General features: G+C 62.1%; 18 protein-coding genes. 6 read left to right on the top strand and 12 right to left on the bottom strand.

The genetic code is table 11. The features are described from left to right. The first annotated feature begins 1 nt into the window (after position 1). Complete coding sequence (gene purU / locus ACX80B_RS06815; RefSeq protein WP_459294409.1) at positions 2–910, top strand: formyltetrahydrofolate deformylase; 909 nt, start codon at positions 2–4, stop codon at positions 908–910. A gap of 52 nt (positions 911–962) precedes the next feature. Here purU and ACX80B_RS06820 read toward each other — a convergent pair whose 3' ends face one another. The 4 genes from ACX80B_RS06820 to ACX80B_RS06835 form a co-directional block, all read right to left on the bottom strand. After that, positions 963–1,685, bottom strand: coding sequence for a class I SAM-dependent methyltransferase (locus ACX80B_RS06820; RefSeq protein WP_459294411.1), 723 nt, complete (start codon positions 1,683–1,685; stop codon positions 963–965). Then, complete coding sequence (locus ACX80B_RS06825; protein ID WP_459294413.1) at positions 1,686–2,201, bottom strand: GNAT family N-acetyltransferase; 516 nt, start codon at positions 2,199–2,201, stop codon at positions 1,686–1,688. 5 nt (positions 2,202–2,206) lie between these two features. Continuing rightward, positions 2,207–2,680, bottom strand: a complete 474-nt coding sequence (locus tag ACX80B_RS06830; protein ID WP_459294415.1) for a 2'-5' RNA ligase family protein — start codon at positions 2,678–2,680, stop codon at positions 2,207–2,209. A gap of 121 nt (positions 2,681–2,801) precedes the next feature. After that, the gene (locus tag ACX80B_RS06835) at positions 2,802–4,253 is read right to left on the bottom strand and encodes a sodium:solute symporter family protein (RefSeq protein WP_459294956.1); all 1,452 of its coding nucleotides are present in this window, start codon (positions 4,251–4,253) and stop codon (positions 2,802–2,804) included. 339 nt (positions 4,254–4,592) lie between these two features. Between ACX80B_RS06835 and ACX80B_RS06840 the strand changes: the two genes are divergently transcribed. The 3 genes from ACX80B_RS06840 to ACX80B_RS06850 all read left to right on the top strand — a co-directional run bounded on the left by ACX80B_RS06840 (position 4,593) and on the right by ACX80B_RS06850 (position 7,971). After that, positions 4,593–5,168, top strand: a complete 576-nt coding sequence (locus tag ACX80B_RS06840; protein WP_459294417.1) for a helix-turn-helix domain-containing protein — start codon at positions 4,593–4,595, stop codon at positions 5,166–5,168. Positions 5,169–5,245: 77 nt separating this feature from the next. Then, positions 5,246–6,286, top strand: coding sequence for an agmatinase (gene speB / locus ACX80B_RS06845; RefSeq protein ID WP_459294419.1), 1,041 nt, complete (start codon positions 5,246–5,248; stop codon positions 6,284–6,286). Beyond that, positions 6,283–7,971, top strand: coding sequence for a thiamine pyrophosphate-binding protein (locus tag ACX80B_RS06850; RefSeq protein ID WP_459294421.1), 1,689 nt, complete (start codon positions 6,283–6,285; stop codon positions 7,969–7,971). Before speB ends, ACX80B_RS06850 begins: the two co-directional genes overlap by 4 nt. A 114-nt stretch (positions 7,972–8,085) precedes the next feature. On the opposite strand, the gene ACX80B_RS06855 is transcribed toward ACX80B_RS06850, so the two are convergent. Next, a complete protein-coding gene (locus ACX80B_RS06855; RefSeq protein ID WP_459294423.1) occupies positions 8,086–8,754 on the bottom strand; it encodes an AIM24 family protein in 669 nt (222 codons plus the stop codon). Between the two features lie 191 nt (positions 8,755–8,945). Between ACX80B_RS06855 and ACX80B_RS06860 the strand changes: the two genes are divergently transcribed. Then, complete coding sequence (locus tag ACX80B_RS06860) at positions 8,946–9,698, top strand: DUF4190 domain-containing protein (protein WP_459294425.1); 753 nt, start codon at positions 8,946–8,948, stop codon at positions 9,696–9,698. A 63-nt stretch (positions 9,699–9,761) separates the two neighbouring features. On the opposite strand, the gene ACX80B_RS06865 is transcribed toward ACX80B_RS06860, so the two are convergent. From ACX80B_RS06865 to ACX80B_RS06885, 5 genes are all read right to left on the bottom strand, one after another. Then, the gene (locus ACX80B_RS06865; RefSeq protein WP_459294427.1) at positions 9,762–10,181 is read right to left on the bottom strand and encodes a very short patch repair endonuclease; all 420 of its coding nucleotides are present in this window, start codon (positions 10,179–10,181) and stop codon (positions 9,762–9,764) included. A 128-nt stretch (positions 10,182–10,309) separates the two neighbouring features. Beyond that, a complete protein-coding gene (locus ACX80B_RS06870) occupies positions 10,310–11,314 on the bottom strand; it encodes an MsnO8 family LLM class oxidoreductase (RefSeq protein ID WP_459294429.1) in 1,005 nt (334 codons plus the stop codon). Between the two features lie 345 nt (positions 11,315–11,659). Beyond that, positions 11,660–12,877, bottom strand: coding sequence for a formaldehyde dehydrogenase, glutathione-independent (gene fdhA / locus ACX80B_RS06875; protein WP_459294431.1), 1,218 nt, complete (start codon positions 12,875–12,877; stop codon positions 11,660–11,662). Positions 12,878–13,055: 178 nt separating this feature from the next. Beyond that, positions 13,056–13,769, bottom strand: a complete 714-nt coding sequence (locus ACX80B_RS06880) for a response regulator (RefSeq protein ID WP_459294433.1) — start codon at positions 13,767–13,769, stop codon at positions 13,056–13,058. Beyond that, complete coding sequence (locus ACX80B_RS06885) at positions 13,766–15,409, bottom strand: sensor histidine kinase (RefSeq protein ID WP_459294435.1); 1,644 nt, start codon at positions 15,407–15,409, stop codon at positions 13,766–13,768. Before ACX80B_RS06885 ends, ACX80B_RS06880 begins: the two co-directional genes overlap by 4 nt. Before the next feature lie 143 nt (positions 15,410–15,552). Between ACX80B_RS06885 and ACX80B_RS06890 the strand changes: the two genes are divergently transcribed. Continuing rightward, positions 15,553–16,890: a GntP family permease gene (locus tag ACX80B_RS06890; RefSeq protein WP_459294437.1), complete on the top strand. Its 1,338-nt coding sequence runs from the start codon at positions 15,553–15,555 to the stop codon at positions 16,888–16,890. 83 nt (positions 16,891–16,973) lie between these two features. On the opposite strand, the gene ACX80B_RS06895 is transcribed toward ACX80B_RS06890, so the two are convergent. After that, the gene (locus tag ACX80B_RS06895; RefSeq protein WP_459294439.1) at positions 16,974–17,141 is read right to left on the bottom strand and encodes a hypothetical protein; all 168 of its coding nucleotides are present in this window, start codon (positions 17,139–17,141) and stop codon (positions 16,974–16,976) included. A 119-nt stretch (positions 17,142–17,260) separates the two neighbouring features. Next, positions 17,261–17,584, bottom strand: coding sequence for a hypothetical protein (locus ACX80B_RS06900; protein ID WP_459294441.1), 324 nt, complete (start codon positions 17,582–17,584; stop codon positions 17,261–17,263). Positions 17,585–17,590: the final 6 nt, after the last annotated feature.

The raw sequence follows: 17,590 nt of genomic DNA on the forward strand, positions 1-17,590 counted from the left end.
CATGACCGTGACCGAAAATAAACCGGCAGCGGCGGCGACCGGGGCCGCCGTCGAACACGTCCTGACTCTGGACTGTGCCGAGAGCCCCGGAATTGTCCATGCCGTATCCGGATTCCTCGTGGAGCACGGCTGCGACATCATCGACAACAAACAATTCGGCGATCGGCGCGCCGGCCGCTTCTACATGCGGGTTCACGTCACCTCGACTGCCGCCGGGACTGCTGCCGACGAATGGACGGAACAGTTGCGCAGCACCTTCGATCCGATAGCCGAACAATATGGCATGCGTTGGAATCTGGAACAGCACGGCAGGAAGCGACGCGTGCTGATCATGGTTTCCAAGTTCGGACACTGCCTCAACGACCTCCTGTTCCGGGCGCGGAGTGGCGAGCTGCCGATCGAAATTACCGCCGTCGTGTCCAACCATCTGGACCACAAAGCACTGGTGGACTGGCACGGAATCCCGTATTTCCACCTGCCAGTCAGGCCAGACACCAAGGCGGACGCGGAGGCGCGGTTGCTGGAGCTGATCGATGAGAAGGACGTCGAACTCGTCGTGTTGGCCCGCTATATGCAGGTGCTCAGCGACGAACTCAGTGCCAAGCTCAGCGGCAAATGCATCAACATCCACCACTCGTTCCTGCCCAGTTTCAAGGGCGCGAAGCCGTACCACCAGGCGTACGAGCGCGGGGTTAAAACCGTTGGTGCGACTGCCCATTATGTCGACGCAGAGCTGGACGAAGGTCCGATTATTGCCCAGCAGGTGATCGACGTCGACCACACCTACGGGCCCGAGGACCTGGTCGCCGCCGGGCGGGATACCGAGTGCCGGGCGCTGACCAATGCCGTCCGCTGGCATTGCGAGGGACGGGTCATCCTCTCCGGTGGCAGGACCGTCATCCTGCGGTAACGCGGGCTGCGGTGGGATTCCCGCGATTCCCGGCGCCCGTCGAAGAAACCGTTTAAGGGTCCCGTCGTACGTGGTGCAAGACGTAGCCGTAAGTCAGGGAGGTTCGTTTCGGGTGGCTATTCAGCCACGGTGCGGCGATTTCCGGCGGGAACTCCATGGACAGCACTGCCGCGAGGTCTTCGCGGCTATCGAAAGTCCAACTGCTCATGACTTCCGTCCGGGTGGCGCCGTGCCGTGCCCACCACTGACGGATATATTCGTCGGTTCCCTGCGAAGCTGCGGCAGCCGGGCTTTGAGCCAGCAGGCCGGCGAACTCGCCATGAAGGTGATCGTTGTCGATGACTACCAGTGAACCACCCGGTTTGAGCACCCTCAGCACCTCGGCCAGACCGGCCGAGCAATCGTTGTCCGGGGTTGGAAAGAAATAGGCGAACCGGGCATGGACGACGTCTATGCTGGCATCCGCAAGCGGAAGATGTTCAGCCGATCCCGCCAATACCTTGGCAGCCACTGTCCGGGCCCGCGCGGCGGGCAGCAGGTCCGGATCGGGTTCAATATCAATAACCTGGGCAGCTTCCTCTGCGTACCAGGGAAGCCAAAAGCCGGAACCGCAACCCAAATCGACGAGCGTTTTCTGAGCCCAAGGCGCCAGCTGCTGCAGGGCTCTCCATACTGCGCCTTCGCGGTCCAGGGCGTTGTTTTCGATTTCATATAGGTCTGGGTTGACGCCTTGATTGCCGGCTTTGACGAAATCGGTGAGGCTGATCTTTGTCATTTATGTCGCTATCCAATATCGGTGTTTGGGCGGTGTGCCGTTGCCCAAGGCTGCGGGTTCGTCGAGTTGGGCTCCGGTGCTCTCGATGATTCGAATCGATCCAAGGTTGTCCGCGTCGCAGGTTACCAGCGCCTGTCGAATCCCCAGCCCGCGTGCGACATCAAGGGACTGTTGCAGGATTTGCGTACCGTAACCCTTGCGGCGGAACGCCGGCCGGACCGCGTAGCCGATATGGCCTCCGATCTGAAGGAGGAAGTCGTTGAGGCAATGCCGGATCGAGACTCTTCCGACCAATTGTCCGTCGGCTTCGGCGACGAGGAAGGTTGCAGGCACCCGGCCTTCGGGGACATCGATTCCCCGGCGCGCGTTCTCTAAATGCAATAGGTGGTCGGTCCAAGAGTCCGTCTGTTGGAAACCAAGGAGGAAGGTGAAATCCTCGCGGTCGAGTTCGTGCTGAGCGAGTAGCGCCTGCTTCTCATCGGCCATCGTCAGCGGGCGAAGGCGTAATGCATCCATCGAGATCACTTGTCCTCCCACAGCTCGGGAATCCGCCGGATGGTCGCATCGCCGTCCGGGCGCATTTCGACCAAACCTACCTGGTTTATCCGGAAGGTGTCCCCGCGATTCACGCGCCGGCCATCCGTCACGGTCACATGTGGGCGGTAGTTCTCCCCGGAAAAGTGCGGGCTGGTATTGTCCGCGCCGTTTTCGGAAAGCGCCCGGACCATGTCCTCGTGCATTCGTTGCAGGACGTCGCTGTGTTCGACGAGCGACACCGGAACCGTCCGCCGGCTCCCGAACATGTCGTCTTTGCCGATGAGGATCTCCGCCCCTAAAGCGGCGCGGGCCGGCTGACCGAGGATTTCGGCCAGCCGGTCCGGCGGAAGATCGGAGCTGAAATGCGTCAACGTGATGTGCAGCGGCCATGCACCCCGGCTGAAAACCATGCCGCGGTGGACCGGATCGATGAACGCAACAGCTACGAAGGTGGCCATGTCTGGAGTATTGCACGGGGCAGAAACTCAGACGTGTTCGGCCGGGGAGTAGAACCAGCGGATATGTGCCCTTAATGGGCCGAAAACGCCTCTTTCTACTCCCCGGCCGAACAGGAATCCCTTAATTGGTGCCGGTTCCCGCGCCGGCCGGTTCGGCTTCCTCATCGGTGTACTGCCCGGCAACCCGCTGCTCCCATGCGGCCATGATCGGCTTTGGCGTGGGCTTGGTGATCAGCGAGACCACGATGTAGACGAGCAAGGATGCGCCGAGGCCGTAGTAGATGGGCTCGTTGGCCAGCACATCGCCGACGATCACCATGGTGACCAGAGTCGTCACCACACCGGCCGCCATCGAAGCCGCCGCGCCATACCCGGTACCCCGCTTCCAGAACAGCCCGCCGAGAATGGCCACAAGCAGGCCGCCCACCAGAATGTCGTACGCAATGGTCAGTGCTGTCACTACGTCTTCAATTACGGCGGCGAGAAGTACGACGACGATGCCGAGTCCCAGCACAAACCAGCGGTTTCCGCGCACATCGGATTCCTGATCCTGCTTGGTGTAGTCCTCGGAGGGCTTCCGGCCAAACCAACTGGCGATCAGAGGGACAACGTCGGCGCGGGCCACCGTGGCGGAGGCAATCAGTGCACCCGAAGCGGTGGACATCATGGCTGCCACACCGGCAGCGAGGACGACGCCGCCGAGGCCGACCGGCAGGATGTTCTGAGCCACGGCCGCGTAGACGGCGTCACTGTTCTCGATCCCTGTCATGAAAGATGCGGCAGCGGTTCCAATCAAGGCGCCGGCAACACCGTAGAGCATGCAGTAAACGCCGGCTGCGGCGCCACCCCAGCGGGCAACCCGAGGGGAGCGGGCGGTGAAGACGCGCTGCCAAATGTCCTGCCCGATCAGCAGCCCGAGCGTGTAGATCACGAAGAAGGTGATGATGGTCTGCATGCCGATGGCGGCGGGATCGAAGGCTGTCTGGCCCAAGCGGTCGACGATTCCCTGATAACCGCCGGCTGCGTTCCAGGTGAAGGGCAGCATCAGGGCGAAGAGGCCGATGGTCATCAGGCCGAACTGGACAATATCGGCCAGCGTGATGGACCACATGCCGCCGATCGAGGAATAGATCACGACAATGCCGCCACCGATCAGCACGCCCCAGAACCGGTCGATGTCGAAGAGGACAGTAAAGATGGTGGCGTAAGCGGTGGTGGACGTGACCGAAAGCATCAGGGTGTACCCGAGCATCACCATGGAGGATGTCTCGGTGGAGCGCGCACCATAGCGCAGTGTCAGCATCTGGGAAACGGTGAAGATCTTCAGCTTCTGGATGGTGCCGGCGAAGAAGAGGCTGATGGCCAGCACCCCACAGGCGATGGCGATCACGAGCCACATCCCGGAGATTCCGAATTCGAAACCGAGCGCTACGCCGCCGACTGTCGAAGCGCCGCCGAGCACGAGCGCGGACATGGTTCCTGTGTACAGGAACGGTCCAAGGCGCCGGCCGGCGACCAGGTAATCGCTGGCATTCTTGGTCCTGCGCTTGCCCCACCAGCCAAACGCGAGCATGGCGAGCAAATACAGGATGACGATGATGACGTTCAGGTCCACTGGGCCTCCGGGCGGTGGTTGGACGGCACCCGGTACGGAAGGGGCGGGACGCCGTCGTCGTTGCTATGGTTGAAAAGAAAAAGTGCCTGTGTGGCAACTTATGTTTTCTAAAGAGTAGGCTGTGACGTGTACAACAGTCAATCGTTATCGAGCTGTATTCGAGCCGCGCCCATTGCATGCGGTGCAACAATCGTTTTCCGGTAGGCTCTTTGTGACGTGGGTTACATGCCGCCGGTCCGCCGGTGGAACGCCCGGGGGAGAGGCGCCGCGTCCGCATCGAGGATATTTGGAGAGAGAATGAAAGCCCTTCCGGTAGAACCCAGCCATGGTCAAGTGGCGATTGGCTCGCGGATCAGAGCCGCGCGCCAATCCCAGCGGATGACGATCGAGCAGGTGGCGGATTCCACGGGATTGACCAAGGGCTTTCTGAGCCGGATCGAACGGGATCTGACCTCGCCTTCGGTGGCTTCGCTGGTCACGTTATGCGAGGTGCTCTCGGTGTCGATCGGCGACCTGTTCCTGGCTCCGGAGACTAATCTGGTCCGGCTCGAGACTGCGCCGCGGATCAGTCTGGGTGGCGAAGGGATTTCCGAGAAGCTGCTGACAGTCCGCTCGGAGCACCGGATTCAGATGATCCGCGCGGTTATCGCCCCACGCGGCAAGGGTGAATCCGAGTTGTACAGCGTCGACTGCGAGGTGGACGTGCTGCACGTGGTCAGCGGCCGGTTGACCTTGATCATGACGCACGAGTCGTATGACCTTGGCCCCGGCGACACCATGACTTTCCCCGGGCGTGAACCACACAGCTGGTCCAACGACACCGACGACGAGGTCGTCGTGATCTGGACGCTTGTGCCCGGCGGGAAGCGCTAGACAACTTCTGATGCGTGACAGGAAACATTGCCGTAGCATTACCGAATGAAACCCGGACCTTCAACGAAGAGGACCTCATGACTGAGATGCGCATTACCGCCCCGAACGGCAACGTTGGACCCATCGATTCATCCCGGGTGCCGCGCTATGCCGGTCCGGCGACCTACGCCCGGTTGCCGCGGCTGGACGAGGTCGGCAAGGCGGATGTTTCCGTCGTCGGCGTCCCCTTCGATACCGGTGTTTCGTACCGGCCCGGCGCGCGTTTTGGTCCCAATCATGTCCGTGAGTCGTCACGCCTGCTCCGTCCGTACAACCCTGCGCTGGACGTCTCGCCGTTTGAAAATGTGCAGGTGGCCGACGCCGGCGACATTGCGGTCAACCCGTTCAATATCGAAGAGGCACTGGACACCGTGAAGGCGGCCGCGCTGGATCTAACGTCCGACGGCGGCAAGCTCGTCACGATCGGCGGTGACCACACGATCGCCCTGCCGCTGTTGCGTGCCGCGGCCGAACGGCACGGACCGGTGGCGCTGCTGCACTTCGACGCCCACCTCGACACCTGGGACACCTACTTCGGTGCCGAATATACGCACGGCACTCCATTCCGCCGCGCCTTCGAAGAGGGCATCATCGACACCGAGGCGCTCTCGCACGTCGGCACCCGCGGCCCTCTGTATGGAGTGAAGGACCTCGAGGATGACCGGCGTTTCGGCTTCGGCATCCTGACCTCGGCCGACGTGTTCCGCCAGGGAGTGGACGAAGTCGTGGCCCGGCTCCGCGACCGGATCGGCAACCGCCCGCTGTACATCTCAGTCGACATTGACGTGCTCGATCCTGCGCACGCGCCGGGCACCGGAACTCCGGAAGCCGGCGGAATGACCAGCCGCGAACTGCTCGAGATCCTGCGCGGCTTCCGCGGACTCAACCTCATTGGGGCCGACGTCGTCGAAGTTGCCCCGGCCTACGACCATGCCGAAATCACCGGCGTCGCAGCGTCCCACGTGGCCTACGACCTGGTCTCGCTGATGGCGTTGGGTGCGTCGGATCAGGAGCAGGCCGCGAACGACGGCGGCAGAGTCGACCTTGCGGCGGCGCGGCAGCAGGAGGACCTCGTATGAGTGAGGCTTCGATTTCCCAGTCGGCAGTCGCGGATCCGGCCGACGCACCGGGGCAGCGCAACGGCGGCGACCTTGTCGTCGAAACCCTCACAGCCTTGGGTGCCAGCACGGTTTTCGGCATTCCGGGCCAGCATGCACTCGGGTTGTTCGACGCGATGGGCCGCGGCAAGCTGCACTTCGTGTCCTCCCGCGTGGAGAATAACGCTGCATTCGCCGCGGACGGATACGCCCGCGCAACCGGTAAACCCGGCGTCGTCTTCCTCTCCACCGGCCCCGGCGCCCTGACATCACTGTCCGGGCTGCAGGAAGCGTACGCTTCGGCGGTTCCAATGGTCGTCATCTCCTCGCAGATCCCATCCGAAGGACTCGGCGCCCGCCGCAAGGGTATGCTGCACCAACTGGATGACCAGAAGGCGTCGGCCGCGAACGTCAGCAAGAGCCAGCGGCTCATCCAGCATCCCTCGGCCATCCCGTCGGCGATCGCCGCAGCCTGGGCCGAAGCGCTGACCGCTCCGATGGCCCCGGTCTGGTTGGAAATCCCGCAGGACATCCTGCTTGCCGAACACCGGATCCCCACCGTCCGCGACGTCGCCGCGGCGCCTGTTCCGGTGCCCGCCCGCGCGGAACTGATGGCAGCTGCCGCCAAGCAGCTCGCCGAAGCCGAAAGGCCGGCGATCATCGCCGGCGGCGGCGTCCGTCGGGGCAATGCCGAGGCGGCGCTGCTCCAGGTGGCCGAGAAGCTCCGCGCCCCTGTCCTGTCTTCGCCCGGCGGCAACGGCGCCTTTCCCCGCGACCATGAGCTGTCACTGCAGAGCTGGGCCGAAGACCGCTACGCCACCGAGGTGATGGAGGACGCCGATGTCCTGCTCGTGATTGGGACGTCCTTGGGCGAGGTCACCTCCAACTACTTCACCCTGGCCCCGCGCGGACAAATGATCCAGATCGACGCCGAGTGGCGGGTCCTCGAATCCAACCATCCGGCGCTCGGCATCCATGCCGACGCCGGTCTGGCCCTCACCGCGCTCGCGGAGGCACTGCCCGTTCCGGCTCCCTCGCAGCGCACCGACAGCTGGCACGGCAAGTCCGCCGAGGACGTCGTCGTCGAAACTCTGAAGAAGATTACCGGCCGGCTCGACGCGCAGGACCTGTCCATGGAGCGGAAGTTTATGACGGACATCCGCGACGCCGTACCTTCGGGGATGCAAACGTTCTGGGACATGACGATCGCCGCATACTGGGGCTGGTCCTGCTGGGATGCCCGCGGCGGACAATTCCACTCCGCGCAAGGAGCCGGCGGCCTCGGTTACGGCTACCCAGGCGGAATTGGCGGCTCCGTCGGGCTCGGCGAACGCGTATTGGCCGTATCCGGCGACGGTTCCGCGATGTATTCCATCTCCGAACTCGCCACTGCCAAGCAGCACAACGCGCCGGTCACCTGGCTGATAGTCGACGACGGCGGCTACGGCATCCTGCGCGAGTACATGGAAGGCGCCTTCGGCCAGGCCACGGCGACCGAACTGAGCCGGCCCGACTTCGTCGCGCTCGCCGAAGCGTTCGGCGTGCCGGCGCGGAAGGTCGCACCCGAAGGCATCAAGGAAGCACTCGAGGAGTCTTTCGCCGCGGACGGTCCGAACGTCGTCGTCGTCGAAGCCCTGCTGAAGATGTTCGAGCCGACCCACCTTTAGGCGGCGGTCGCACGCGTCCCGGGGTTTCCGTTCGCCTGAGGAGTAAAACAGGCGAACGCGATGCACAAATAGCCCAGATACGGCGAATCCTACTCCCCGCCCGAACCGTTTCGATCAGCCCTGCTGCGGAACCGGGATTCCCTCACTGGGCTGGACGACGACGAAGCCCGGCCCGTGGAACGCCAACTGGAACGCCTCGCCTGAACCGCCGCGAAGCATCGAGCGCATGTTCATGGAACTGTGCACCTGCGGGGTGAGATTCCCCGACCAGCAAACCACCGCCTGCGCATCCACGAACGTCGGCTGCTGGCTGCAATCCAGAATCAGCGGTTCGCCCTCGCAGCAGATCGCGACAGTTCCTTGGCCCTGCAGCAACAGGTTGAACACGCCACCGCTGACCATGCCCGCTCCCTGAACCCGGCGGATGTCCCAGTTTATCGTCGTGTCCATCGCCAGCAGGTTCTTGCTCGCAACCGAGATCGAGTCGCCCTCGAGCTGCATCAGGAAGATATTGTTGGCCTGCCGCGCAAAAAAGACTTCTCCTTGCCCGGATACGCGCATCATCGGGGCATCCTCGCTGGTCAGCATCTTCTTCACCAGCTTGCCGATGCTGCCGGACCCCTCATGGTGAAACTGGATTTGCCCCTGGAACGCGACCATCGCGCCCTTGGTGGCAATCATGTCCTCGCCCAGCACCGCCCTAAGCATCCGCGGAGACTGCAGAGCCCACCGCTCATTCGTCTGCATCTCCTGGTTCTGTTCGCTGAAAAGTGCACTGCGCATGGTCCCGTCCCTCCACGATGAATGTTGCTCATAGTCTGGCACGCCACACGGCGCCATCGGCAGTAAATCAGGGAAAAGTCAGGGTCAGTATCGTCCGGAAGGCGTAGGACTCCCAGGCCCGCTTTCGCTACGATTGAAGTACCGGCCCGCACCCGGTGTATCGCGGCAATCGCAACTCGTGAGGGAGCGTCATGTCCAACCAGTACCCAGGCCGGAACCCGTCCGACGACGACAATTCCGCCCCGCAGACGGCCGGGAATCAGTACGGTTATGGCCAGCAACCGCAGCACGGCGCGCACAACAATCCCTACGCCCGCCCCGACCCTTATGAGCAGCAGGCCTACGGCGGCCCCGGTTACCAGCAGTATCCCAGCCAGCGCGGCCCGCAGCCGGGCAAAGGCATGGCCATCACCGCTCTCGTCCTGGGTATCGTCGCCATTGTCCTGTGCCTGATCCCGTTCATCGGTTTCATCAGCATCATCGGCGGAATCGTCGCCGTCGTCGTGGGCATCATTGCACTCAAGAAGGGCAAGCCCGGCAGGGGGATGTCGATCGCCGGCATCGTCCTCGGTGCGATCGGCGCCATCCTGGCCGTCATCGTCACCATCGCTACCATCATGTTCATCGGCGCTGGCGTGGAGTCTGTATCTGAAAAGCGCGTAGTCGAATACAGCGCAACCACCAGCGGCGATGCGACGGTGGAGTACTTCGACGGCGACGGAGACACGACCGAACAGATTTCGGAGGACTGGAGCGAGGAAATCACCTTCACCGGCCCGCCTTTAAGCGCGCTGACCGTCAAGGCTGCCGATTCATCGGATGCTTCAGCGGAGGTCAGCTGCAAGGTCGTTGTCAATGGAGAAACGGTCTCGGAAAACGGCGCGTCAGGTGCAGGTGCCACTGCCATTTGCCTGGGCATAGACTTTGGTCAGTCAGGAAATTAACGACGGCGGCGGGAGCGGTGAAAGCCTCAGGGCACGACGGCGGGAGGCCGCCTATGTGCGAAGCTACTTTTCGGTTGTGCTGAGGAAGTCGTTGACCCGCTTGAGAAGCCCAGCCTGATCCTTCAACTCGCACTCCCAAATCACCAGCGGTTCCCACCCGGCCGCGCGTAACTGCTCGAGTTGGCTGGCGTCGCGTTCGAAGGTACGCAGCCGCTTCGCCGACCAGAATTCAGCGTTCTGTTTTGGCGCCCGCTCACCAACCCGGCAGGTATGTGAATGCCAGAAACAGCCGTGCACAAAGATCACCTTGCGGCGGCCGGCGAACACCAGGTCCGGCTTGCCGGGAAGGTTCTTTCCATGCAGCCTGTACCGGTAGCCCGCGCCGTGAATCATCCGCCGGACGGTCAGTTCCGGTTTGGTGTTTTTGCCCCGGATTCTGGACATGTTCCAGCTGCGGTGTTCCGGTGTGAGCGAATCGGTCATCGGCTCCATTTTATCGGCACGGGACCTATCCTCACTCGCCCTGCCGGCACTCGCCTTAGCCGCGCTCCCCCTAACCGCACGCGCCTTGGCCGCGGTCGACGTAGCCAAACTCGACGGCTTCCAGACTTCTAGAGCAACTCGATCAGCCTGGCGTCCGACTTCTCCTGGGCCGCCGTGTCGAAGGCGCCGCCAGTCACCAGCAACTCGTCGGCGCCGGTGAAGCGGACCAATCTCTCCAGCTGTTCGGTCACCTCTTGCGCTGTGCCGTAGATCGCTTTGGCCAGATTGTCCTCAATGAGGGATCGTTCCCGATCGGTCGGATTGTGGCCGTCGATATTCTCCACCGGTTCCAACGCCGGAAACTCCCCTCGCGTCCTCGAACGGGCCAGCGCCCAGGCCTCGGGCAGCAGCAGTTCCCTGGCCGCGTCGGTCGAATCGGCCACCGCAATGTTCACCGATGCGACCACGTGGGATTCCGGATACAAGCGGGACGGCCGGAAGCTCTGGCGGTACCGGTTCAGGCCTGCGTGGCCTACCCCGTCGTCGTGCCGGCCGTCGTGCCGGAAGAGTGCAGGCCCGCCAAGGACCACGGCAAGGCCGGCGCGGGCCGCAATGTCGAGACCCTTCCCCGTGGCAAGCAGGAACAACGGGGTGCGCGAATGATTGCGTGGCCGGGCGGTGATGGTGGCAGTTCCGGACAGGTACGCAATGAGTTCAGCGAGGTCTTCTTCAAACCGGTCCGCCGCTTCCTTGTCCTGCCGCAAAGCCTTCCGCACCCCGGAGGTGAAACCCACCGACCGGCCGATACCTAGGTCAATCCGCCCGGGCCACAACGCCTCCAAGGTGGAAATCTGCTCGGCAACAACCAGTGGCTGATGATTGGGAAGCATGACGCCGCCGGAACCGATCCGGATGTGATCAGTCCTGGCCGCGAGGGCTGCCATCAGGACGGTCGGCGCTGAACCGGTAATTCCCGGAACTCCGTGATGCTCTGCCACCCAAAACCGCCGGTAACCAAGCTCTTCCGCTCTCTGAGCACGGCGGATAGTGCTGCCCAACGACTCAGCTTCAGTCTCGTTTTCCCGGGCGTTGGCTCTGTCGAGAATCGAGACAGGAATCTTAGGCGACGGCATATCCGGTGTAACACTTCAGCAGAGTCAATATTCCATTACGACGACGGTCCGGAGGCGGGATGCCGACGACGACGTACAGGTGGGATGCCGGCGACGATGCGCAGGCGGGTTACTGAGGGCACCTGGAGATGATTGTTTTCTTAAGTGATTGCACTGCAAGCATGGCGAGTTCCAGCGAGTGCAATCAATGCAATCACTCTTGCGAAGAACATATCTACGCAGCGAGGTTTGGACGTTTACCTCCCAAGCAGCGGCCCGGTTCGGTCAGTCGAGCGCTCTCGGGCAAGAAAGTGACGCGACAACCCCCACATTGCCGCGCCACGGCTCGCTTGCCTGCCGGTGCCGCTAAGCCGCTACGTACCCATTCGGATTGAGCACGTACTTTGTGGCTGCGCCGGCGTCGAACTCCTCATAACCGCGCGGTGCATCCTCCAAACCGATGGCCTTTGCGTTGACGGCGTCGGCGATGTTTACCTTGCCGGCCAGGATGGCCTGCATCAGGCCGCGGTTGTACTTCATCACCGGACACTGACCGGTCACGAACGAGAGCGACTTCGCCCAGCCGAGTCCGAGATTCAGCGACAACGAACCCTTCTGTGCGGCTTCGTCGATACCGCCCGGATCACCGGTGACATACAGCCCTGGAATTCCGAGTCCACCGCCGGCCGACGTGACTTCCATCAGCGAGTTGAGCACCGTCGCCGGCGCCTCCGTCTTGGAACCCTCGCCGTGCCCGCGCGCCTCGAAGCCCACGGCGTCGACACCACAGTCCACTTCCGGCGCACCGAGGATCTGTTCTATCTGATCCTTCGGATCGCCCTTGGAAACGTCCACGGTCTCGCAACCGAAACTGCGCGCTTGCTTGAGCCGGTCCTCGTTCAGGTCCGCGACAATAATGACGCCGGCACCCAGCAGTTTCGCCCCAACGGCGGCGGCAAGGCCAACCGGTCCGGCTCCGGCGATATACACCGAGGATCCGGGTCCGACGCCGGCACTGTATGCGCCATGGAATCCGGTCGGGAAGATGTCGGAAAGCATGGTCAAATCCATGATCTTCTCCAACGCCTGGTCCCGGTCCGGGAACTTCAGCAGGTTCCAGTCCGCGTAAGGCACCAGCACGTACTCGGCCTGTCCGCCGACCCAGCCGCCCATGTCCACGTAGCCGTAGGCACTGCCCGGGCGGTCCGGATTCACATTAAGGCAAATCCCGGTCTTGCGTTCCTTGCAGTTCCTGCACCGCCCGCAGGAGATGTTGAACGGCACCGAGCAGATGTCGCCTTCCTTGATGAATTCCACATCCCGGCCGACTTCGACTACTTCTCCGGTGATTTCATGGCCCAGCACCAGATTCTCCGGTGCAGTCGTACGGCCCCGGACCATGTGTTGGTCGGAGCCGCAAATATTCGTGGTGACGGTCTTGAGGATCACGCCGTGATGGACCTGGCGGCCCACGTTATCCGGATGTACCCCCGGTCCGTCCTTGAGTTCGAAACTGGGATAGTCGATATCGATGACCTCGACTTTTCCCTTCCCCTTGTAGGCAACTGCTTTGTTCCCTGACATTTGTTTCCTCCCTTTCCCCGGTGGATCCCGTCTGGATGGCGGAACCCTGCACCGAAAGACACAGGCCTGATCCCGTTCCGGGGGGAGGCGCGCCGTATCCCCGGGGCGGGCAAAGGCTCAAGCTCAGCGTACGACGTCGAAGGTTGCATTAACGTTGCATCGTCACCTGGGAGCGCTTCTACCAGCGCCACCGGTATTCGTATTCCGGACGCCCCGGAGTTCCGTAGCGGGGAGTCCGGATCGCCGAGCGGTCATCCGCCAGGTGCTCCAGATACCTGCGCGCCGTCACGCGGGATATACCGAGCTCGGTAACGACTTCGCTGGCGGAAATTGGCCGGGCACCTCTTTGCAGGAGTTCGACGACGGCCGCAAGAGTTGGTTCCGACATCCCCTTAGGTAGGTCGACCGTGCCGGGAGTGCGAAGCGCGGCCAGGGTCTTGTCGACCTCGGACTGATTCGTGGTCGAGGCCTGCCGGGTCAAATTATCGTGGAACTGCCGAAACTGAAGGAGTTTTTCGCTGAACGTGGCGTACGTAAACGGCTTGATTAAGTACTGCGCGACGCCGGCACTCACGGCTTTCTGCACGACCGGCAGTTCCCGGACAGCCGTCACGGCGATGATTCCCATCGGCAAGCCAGCTCCACGGATCCGGCGGATAATGTCCAGACCGTGGATGTCGGGAAGGTTCATATCCAGCAGCACCAGGTCGATGGCCCCGGCTCCACCCGCTCCTTCCTGCGGCTTCACCGATGCGCCCATCAGCCCGAGCGCCTCGGCGCCAGTGCCGGCGGTTCCGGCCAATTCGAAACCCTCGACCCGCCCGACGTAGTTGGCATGCGCCGCTGCCGCAATTGGATCGTCCTCCACCACGAGGACCCGGATGAGGCTCATGCTGAACCTTCTCCCGGAACTGGCAAGACATTCCGGGCGGCTGCTTTGTCCCGTCCGGCGGTGCGGGGCAAGCGCACACTGAAGAGTGCGCCGTCGTCGTAATTTTGCGCTTTTACCTCTCCGCCGAGGCGGTTGCAGGCCTGCCTGACCAAGGCGAGCCCGATGCCCCGTCCATCGGTTGACTTGGTGCTGAAGCCGAGGTCGAAAATCCGCTCTATCCGTTCTATGTCCAGCCCTGCGCCGTTGTTCCAGACACGTATCTCCAGCTGTTCTTCTGGCGCGGAGATGCTCACTGTGATCAGCGGATCGTCCACCGTGGCGACGGCGTCGAAGGCGTTGTCCAGCAGGTTGCCCATGATCGTGACCAGGTCCCCGGGATTCAGTGTTTCGATTCCCAGCCCGTTCCCGGAGTGGATTTCCAGCCTGATTCCGCGTTCGTTGGCCTGGGCGGCCTTGCCGACAAGCAGCGCAGCCAGATACGGCTCGTCGACGGAACCGACGACGTTGTCCGTCAGGTGCTGGGACTGCTGCAGATCGGCGGCTGCAAACTCCGCGGCGTCGTCGCTTCTACCCAGGCCGATCAGGGACACGATGGTGTGCAGCCGGTTGGAGTGCTCATGCGTCTGTGCCTTCAGGGCGTCTGTCACCGTTCTCATCGACTGCAGTTCACCGGTCAACTCCTGGATTTCGGTGTGATCGCGCAGCGTAGTTACCGTTCCCATACTGTCGCGGGGTGCGCGGGGATTCCCAGGTGGGATGGCTGGCTCCTGGTTAACCACCAGGACGCGGTCATTCGTCAGATGTAGTTCGTCGCCGGCGCGGCGCCCGCTCAACAACAGCTCCCGCAGCGAGGGCGGAAGCGTCAGGTTGGCCACCGGCGTCGAATGGTCACGGCCCGACGGCGGCAGGTTCAGCAGGGCAGCCGCCTGATCGTTGTAGAGCACCAGCTCGCCCGAGGCGTTGACAAGGACCATCCCTTCACGCACAGAATGCAGCACGGAATCGTAGAAGACATACATTTGGGCCAGATTTTCCGGACCCTGTCCGAGGGTCAGGCGCTGGAGCCGCCGGCTGATCCACCACGACACCAAACTTCCGAGGGCCAAGGTGCCGGCCGCAGTCAGAATCAGGAACGGCAGCTGTTCCTGAAGTGCCTCGCTGACATTCGCGATAGTGACGCCGGAGGAAACCATCGCGATCACCTCACCATTATCGTCCAGCACGGGCGCGATGGTCCTTACGGAAGGACCCAGCGTTCCGGTATAGGTTTCCGTATAGGTCTGCCCGGATAAGGCCTGGCGGGTCGAGCCGATGTAGTCGCCGCCGATTTCCGCCCTGTTGCGATGGGTAAACCGGGTGCGGTCTGGAGCCATGATGGTCACGAAATCCGCTCTGGTCTCGTCCATTATTGTCCGCGCGTATGGCTGCAGGGCCTTGGTCGGTGTCTCAGCTTGGACTGCAGCTATTACGTACGGGTCGTTGGTCAAGGTGCTGGAGATGGCGTGCATGCGGCCGGCGGATTCGGCGTACTGCTGGCGTTGGGCATCCTCGTACATTGCCCAGGCGATACCGGCGGTCAGGCACAGGACGAAGATCAGTTGGCCGGCGAAAAACCGGCGGGCGATACTCCAGGAATGCAAAAAGGGTCCGTTCTCAGCAAGGGCGTTTCAGTTGCGCCATGAACATTATGAACTCAAGCGTGATGGTCGTCACTGGTTCAAGCAACATGGTGGCTGAAGTAGTAAGGCCAACCGGCGCCCGTTTCCGGACATAAGGACACACGTTGAGCGACACACTGATATTGATCCACACAGCCATCTCCATCCTGATTATCGTCGGGTTGATTCTCGGCGCCAAAATGCACGAAATCCTCGCCATCACCATCGGCGCCCTCTATCTGGGCGTCGCAACCGGACTGGGTTTCCTCAACACAGCCGAAACTGTCTCTATCGGATTCGGCGACATCATGGCCGATATCGGGCTGTTGATCGTTTTCGGCGTGCTGCTGGGTTCCCTCCTATCGGCCGTCGGCGCCCTGGAAAGACTCACCTCCGCACTGCTGAGAGTGTTCGGAGCGGAACGATCACCGTACGTATTCGGCATGTCCATGAGCACCGTTTTCCCCGCCATCTACACCGACGTCCTGCTGGTTCTCACCGCTCCGCTGGGTAACAAGATTGCCCCTCGGATCCAACGAAATGGAACGCCGTCGATGGCCGCGGCTCTGGTGCTCGGCTCCGAGCTGGGGCTCGTCCTGGTCGTGCCGGGTGCAGGAGCGCTGGCCGTTGCAGGTCTGTTGGATGTGCCGCTGAGCCAGATGCTCCTCTGGGGATTGGTGGTTGCGCTGCCGACGGCTTTCGTCAGTATTTTCGTCTACCGGTGGCTTCTAAAGCGTGGGCTGTGGAACGCAGAAAAGGACGAGATTCCCGCAGCAACCGAAGATGTAATCGTGGAACGCGATGATGAGCAGCAGTCCCGGCTTCCGCTTCCCGTACTCCTGTTGCCACTGCTGATCTCCGTCGCTCTCATCGCCATGGGAGGCATCGCGGCGGCGGCCGGAATTGAAACCGGAGTCATCGCATTCCTCGGTCATCCAATGGTGGCGCTCCTCCTCGGCCTGTTGTTCGCGTACTTCATTGCGTGGCGTTCGCTGGGCAACGACGTCATCAACAAAGCGTTGGATAAAGCACTCCGTGATGGAGGCCCGATTCTGGTCATCACAGGATTGGGTGGAGCCCTCGGCGCCGTGATCAGCGAGAGTGGACTCGAGGACATCCTCGCCGGCTACTTCTCGGTCAACGCACTCTCGCCCCTGATTCTGGCCTGGCTGATCGCCGTCATCCTGCACGCAGCAATCGGCTCCACCTCGGTCGCTGCGATTACCGCGGCGGGTATCCTTGCTCCCGTGATGGGTCAGATCGGCGTCTCGCCACTGCTCATTGCCCTGGCCGCCGGTTCCGGTGCTCTATTCGCACTGCACGTCAACAGCAACTTCTTCTGGATGACGCAGAAACTGTTGAACCTTTCCACGCAGGGGACTCTGAAGGTCTGCACGATCATCACCTCGATCGCCTCTGTCGTCTCGCTGCTCTGCGTGCTCGGACTCAGCCTGGCTCTCTGATCGGGAGCCGGCGGGCAGGCGAAATTCGGGGGATAGGAGAGTCGAAAATGGAGCACGTCGGAATTAGCGGTTCCGGGTATTTCTCACAGAATTATGTCCCGCCCGGAGTCGCTGTCGCGCTCCAGATCGAGTTCGACGTCGAAATGGGCACTCAGGAGGTACTCAATCAATGACTCCTTGCGGCTCCAAAGATTGTCCTGCGTCTGCGATTCCTTCACGGCAGCACCTTCCTGATGGTCTGAGACCACCATAAGCACCTTCTCACTGATTTTCGAGAGGACGAGTACGCAGTCAGAGGAAAGCAGAGCAGCCGCCTATCGCAAAGGGGCTGTCCTCCGGTGGGAGGACAGCCCCTTTGCGGCATGTGGTTCTACGGCGCCATGCTCATGCTCATGGTCCCAATCAAGACCATGAAGATGATGATGCTCAGAATGCCGAAGACGACGTCGATCCAACCAAGAATTTTGCCAGCCGATGATGGCACGTTGAGGGCCTCGGCCTTCTTCGCCTGGACGATGGCCAGCGGGCCAAAAACGATGCCCAGGAAGAAAAGCCCGATGATGCCGAAAACCAGCGAGGTCTGGGCGTGCTTGGAGCCTTCCATGTATTGGCGGGACTGATCGTGTTGGAAGGACTGGTAGTAGCCCGGATTCTGCGGAGCTGATTGAGGCGTGCCGTATGGATTGTTGGTCATAGTTTT

The sequence above is a fragment of the Arthrobacter monumenti genome, assembly GCF_054511255.1.

Excerpts from the sequence above, each read along its gene's own strand:
- purU (WP_459294409.1), top strand. The coding sequence starts at position 2 with ATGACCGTGACCGAAAATAAACCGGCAGCGGCGGCGACCGGGGCCGCC.
- ACX80B_RS06820 (WP_459294411.1), bottom strand. The coding sequence starts at position 1,685 with ATGACAAAGATCAGCCTCACCGATTTCGTCAAAGCCGGCAATCAAGGC.
- ACX80B_RS06825 (WP_459294413.1), bottom strand. The coding sequence starts at position 2,201 with ATGGATGCATTACGCCTTCGCCCGCTGACGATGGCCGATGAGAAGCAG.
- ACX80B_RS06830 (WP_459294415.1), bottom strand. The coding sequence starts at position 2,680 with ATGGCCACCTTCGTAGCTGTTGCGTTCATCGATCCGGTCCACCGCGGC.
- ACX80B_RS06835 (WP_459294956.1), bottom strand. The coding sequence starts at position 4,253 with ATGCTCGCGTTTGGCTGGTGGGGCAAGCGCAGGACCAAGAATGCCAGC.
- ACX80B_RS06840 (WP_459294417.1), top strand. The coding sequence starts at position 4,593 with ATGAAAGCCCTTCCGGTAGAACCCAGCCATGGTCAAGTGGCGATTGGC.
- speB (WP_459294419.1), top strand. The coding sequence starts at position 5,246 with ATGACTGAGATGCGCATTACCGCCCCGAACGGCAACGTTGGACCCATC.
- ACX80B_RS06850 (WP_459294421.1), top strand. The coding sequence starts at position 6,283 with ATGAGTGAGGCTTCGATTTCCCAGTCGGCAGTCGCGGATCCGGCCGAC.
- ACX80B_RS06855 (WP_459294423.1), bottom strand. The coding sequence starts at position 8,754 with ATGCGCAGTGCACTTTTCAGCGAACAGAACCAGGAGATGCAGACGAAT.
- ACX80B_RS06860 (WP_459294425.1), top strand. The coding sequence starts at position 8,946 with ATGTCCAACCAGTACCCAGGCCGGAACCCGTCCGACGACGACAATTCC.
- ACX80B_RS06865 (WP_459294427.1), bottom strand. The coding sequence starts at position 10,181 with ATGACCGATTCGCTCACACCGGAACACCGCAGCTGGAACATGTCCAGA.
- ACX80B_RS06870 (WP_459294429.1), bottom strand. The coding sequence starts at position 11,314 with ATGCCGTCGCCTAAGATTCCTGTCTCGATTCTCGACAGAGCCAACGCC.
- fdhA (WP_459294431.1), bottom strand. The coding sequence starts at position 12,877 with ATGTCAGGGAACAAAGCAGTTGCCTACAAGGGGAAGGGAAAAGTCGAG.
- ACX80B_RS06880 (WP_459294433.1), bottom strand. The coding sequence starts at position 13,769 with ATGAGCCTCATCCGGGTCCTCGTGGTGGAGGACGATCCAATTGCGGCA.
- ACX80B_RS06895 (WP_459294439.1), bottom strand. The coding sequence starts at position 17,141 with ATGGTGGTCTCAGACCATCAGGAAGGTGCTGCCGTGAAGGAATCGCAG.
- ACX80B_RS06900 (WP_459294441.1), bottom strand. The coding sequence starts at position 17,584 with ATGACCAACAATCCATACGGCACGCCTCAATCAGCTCCGCAGAATCCG.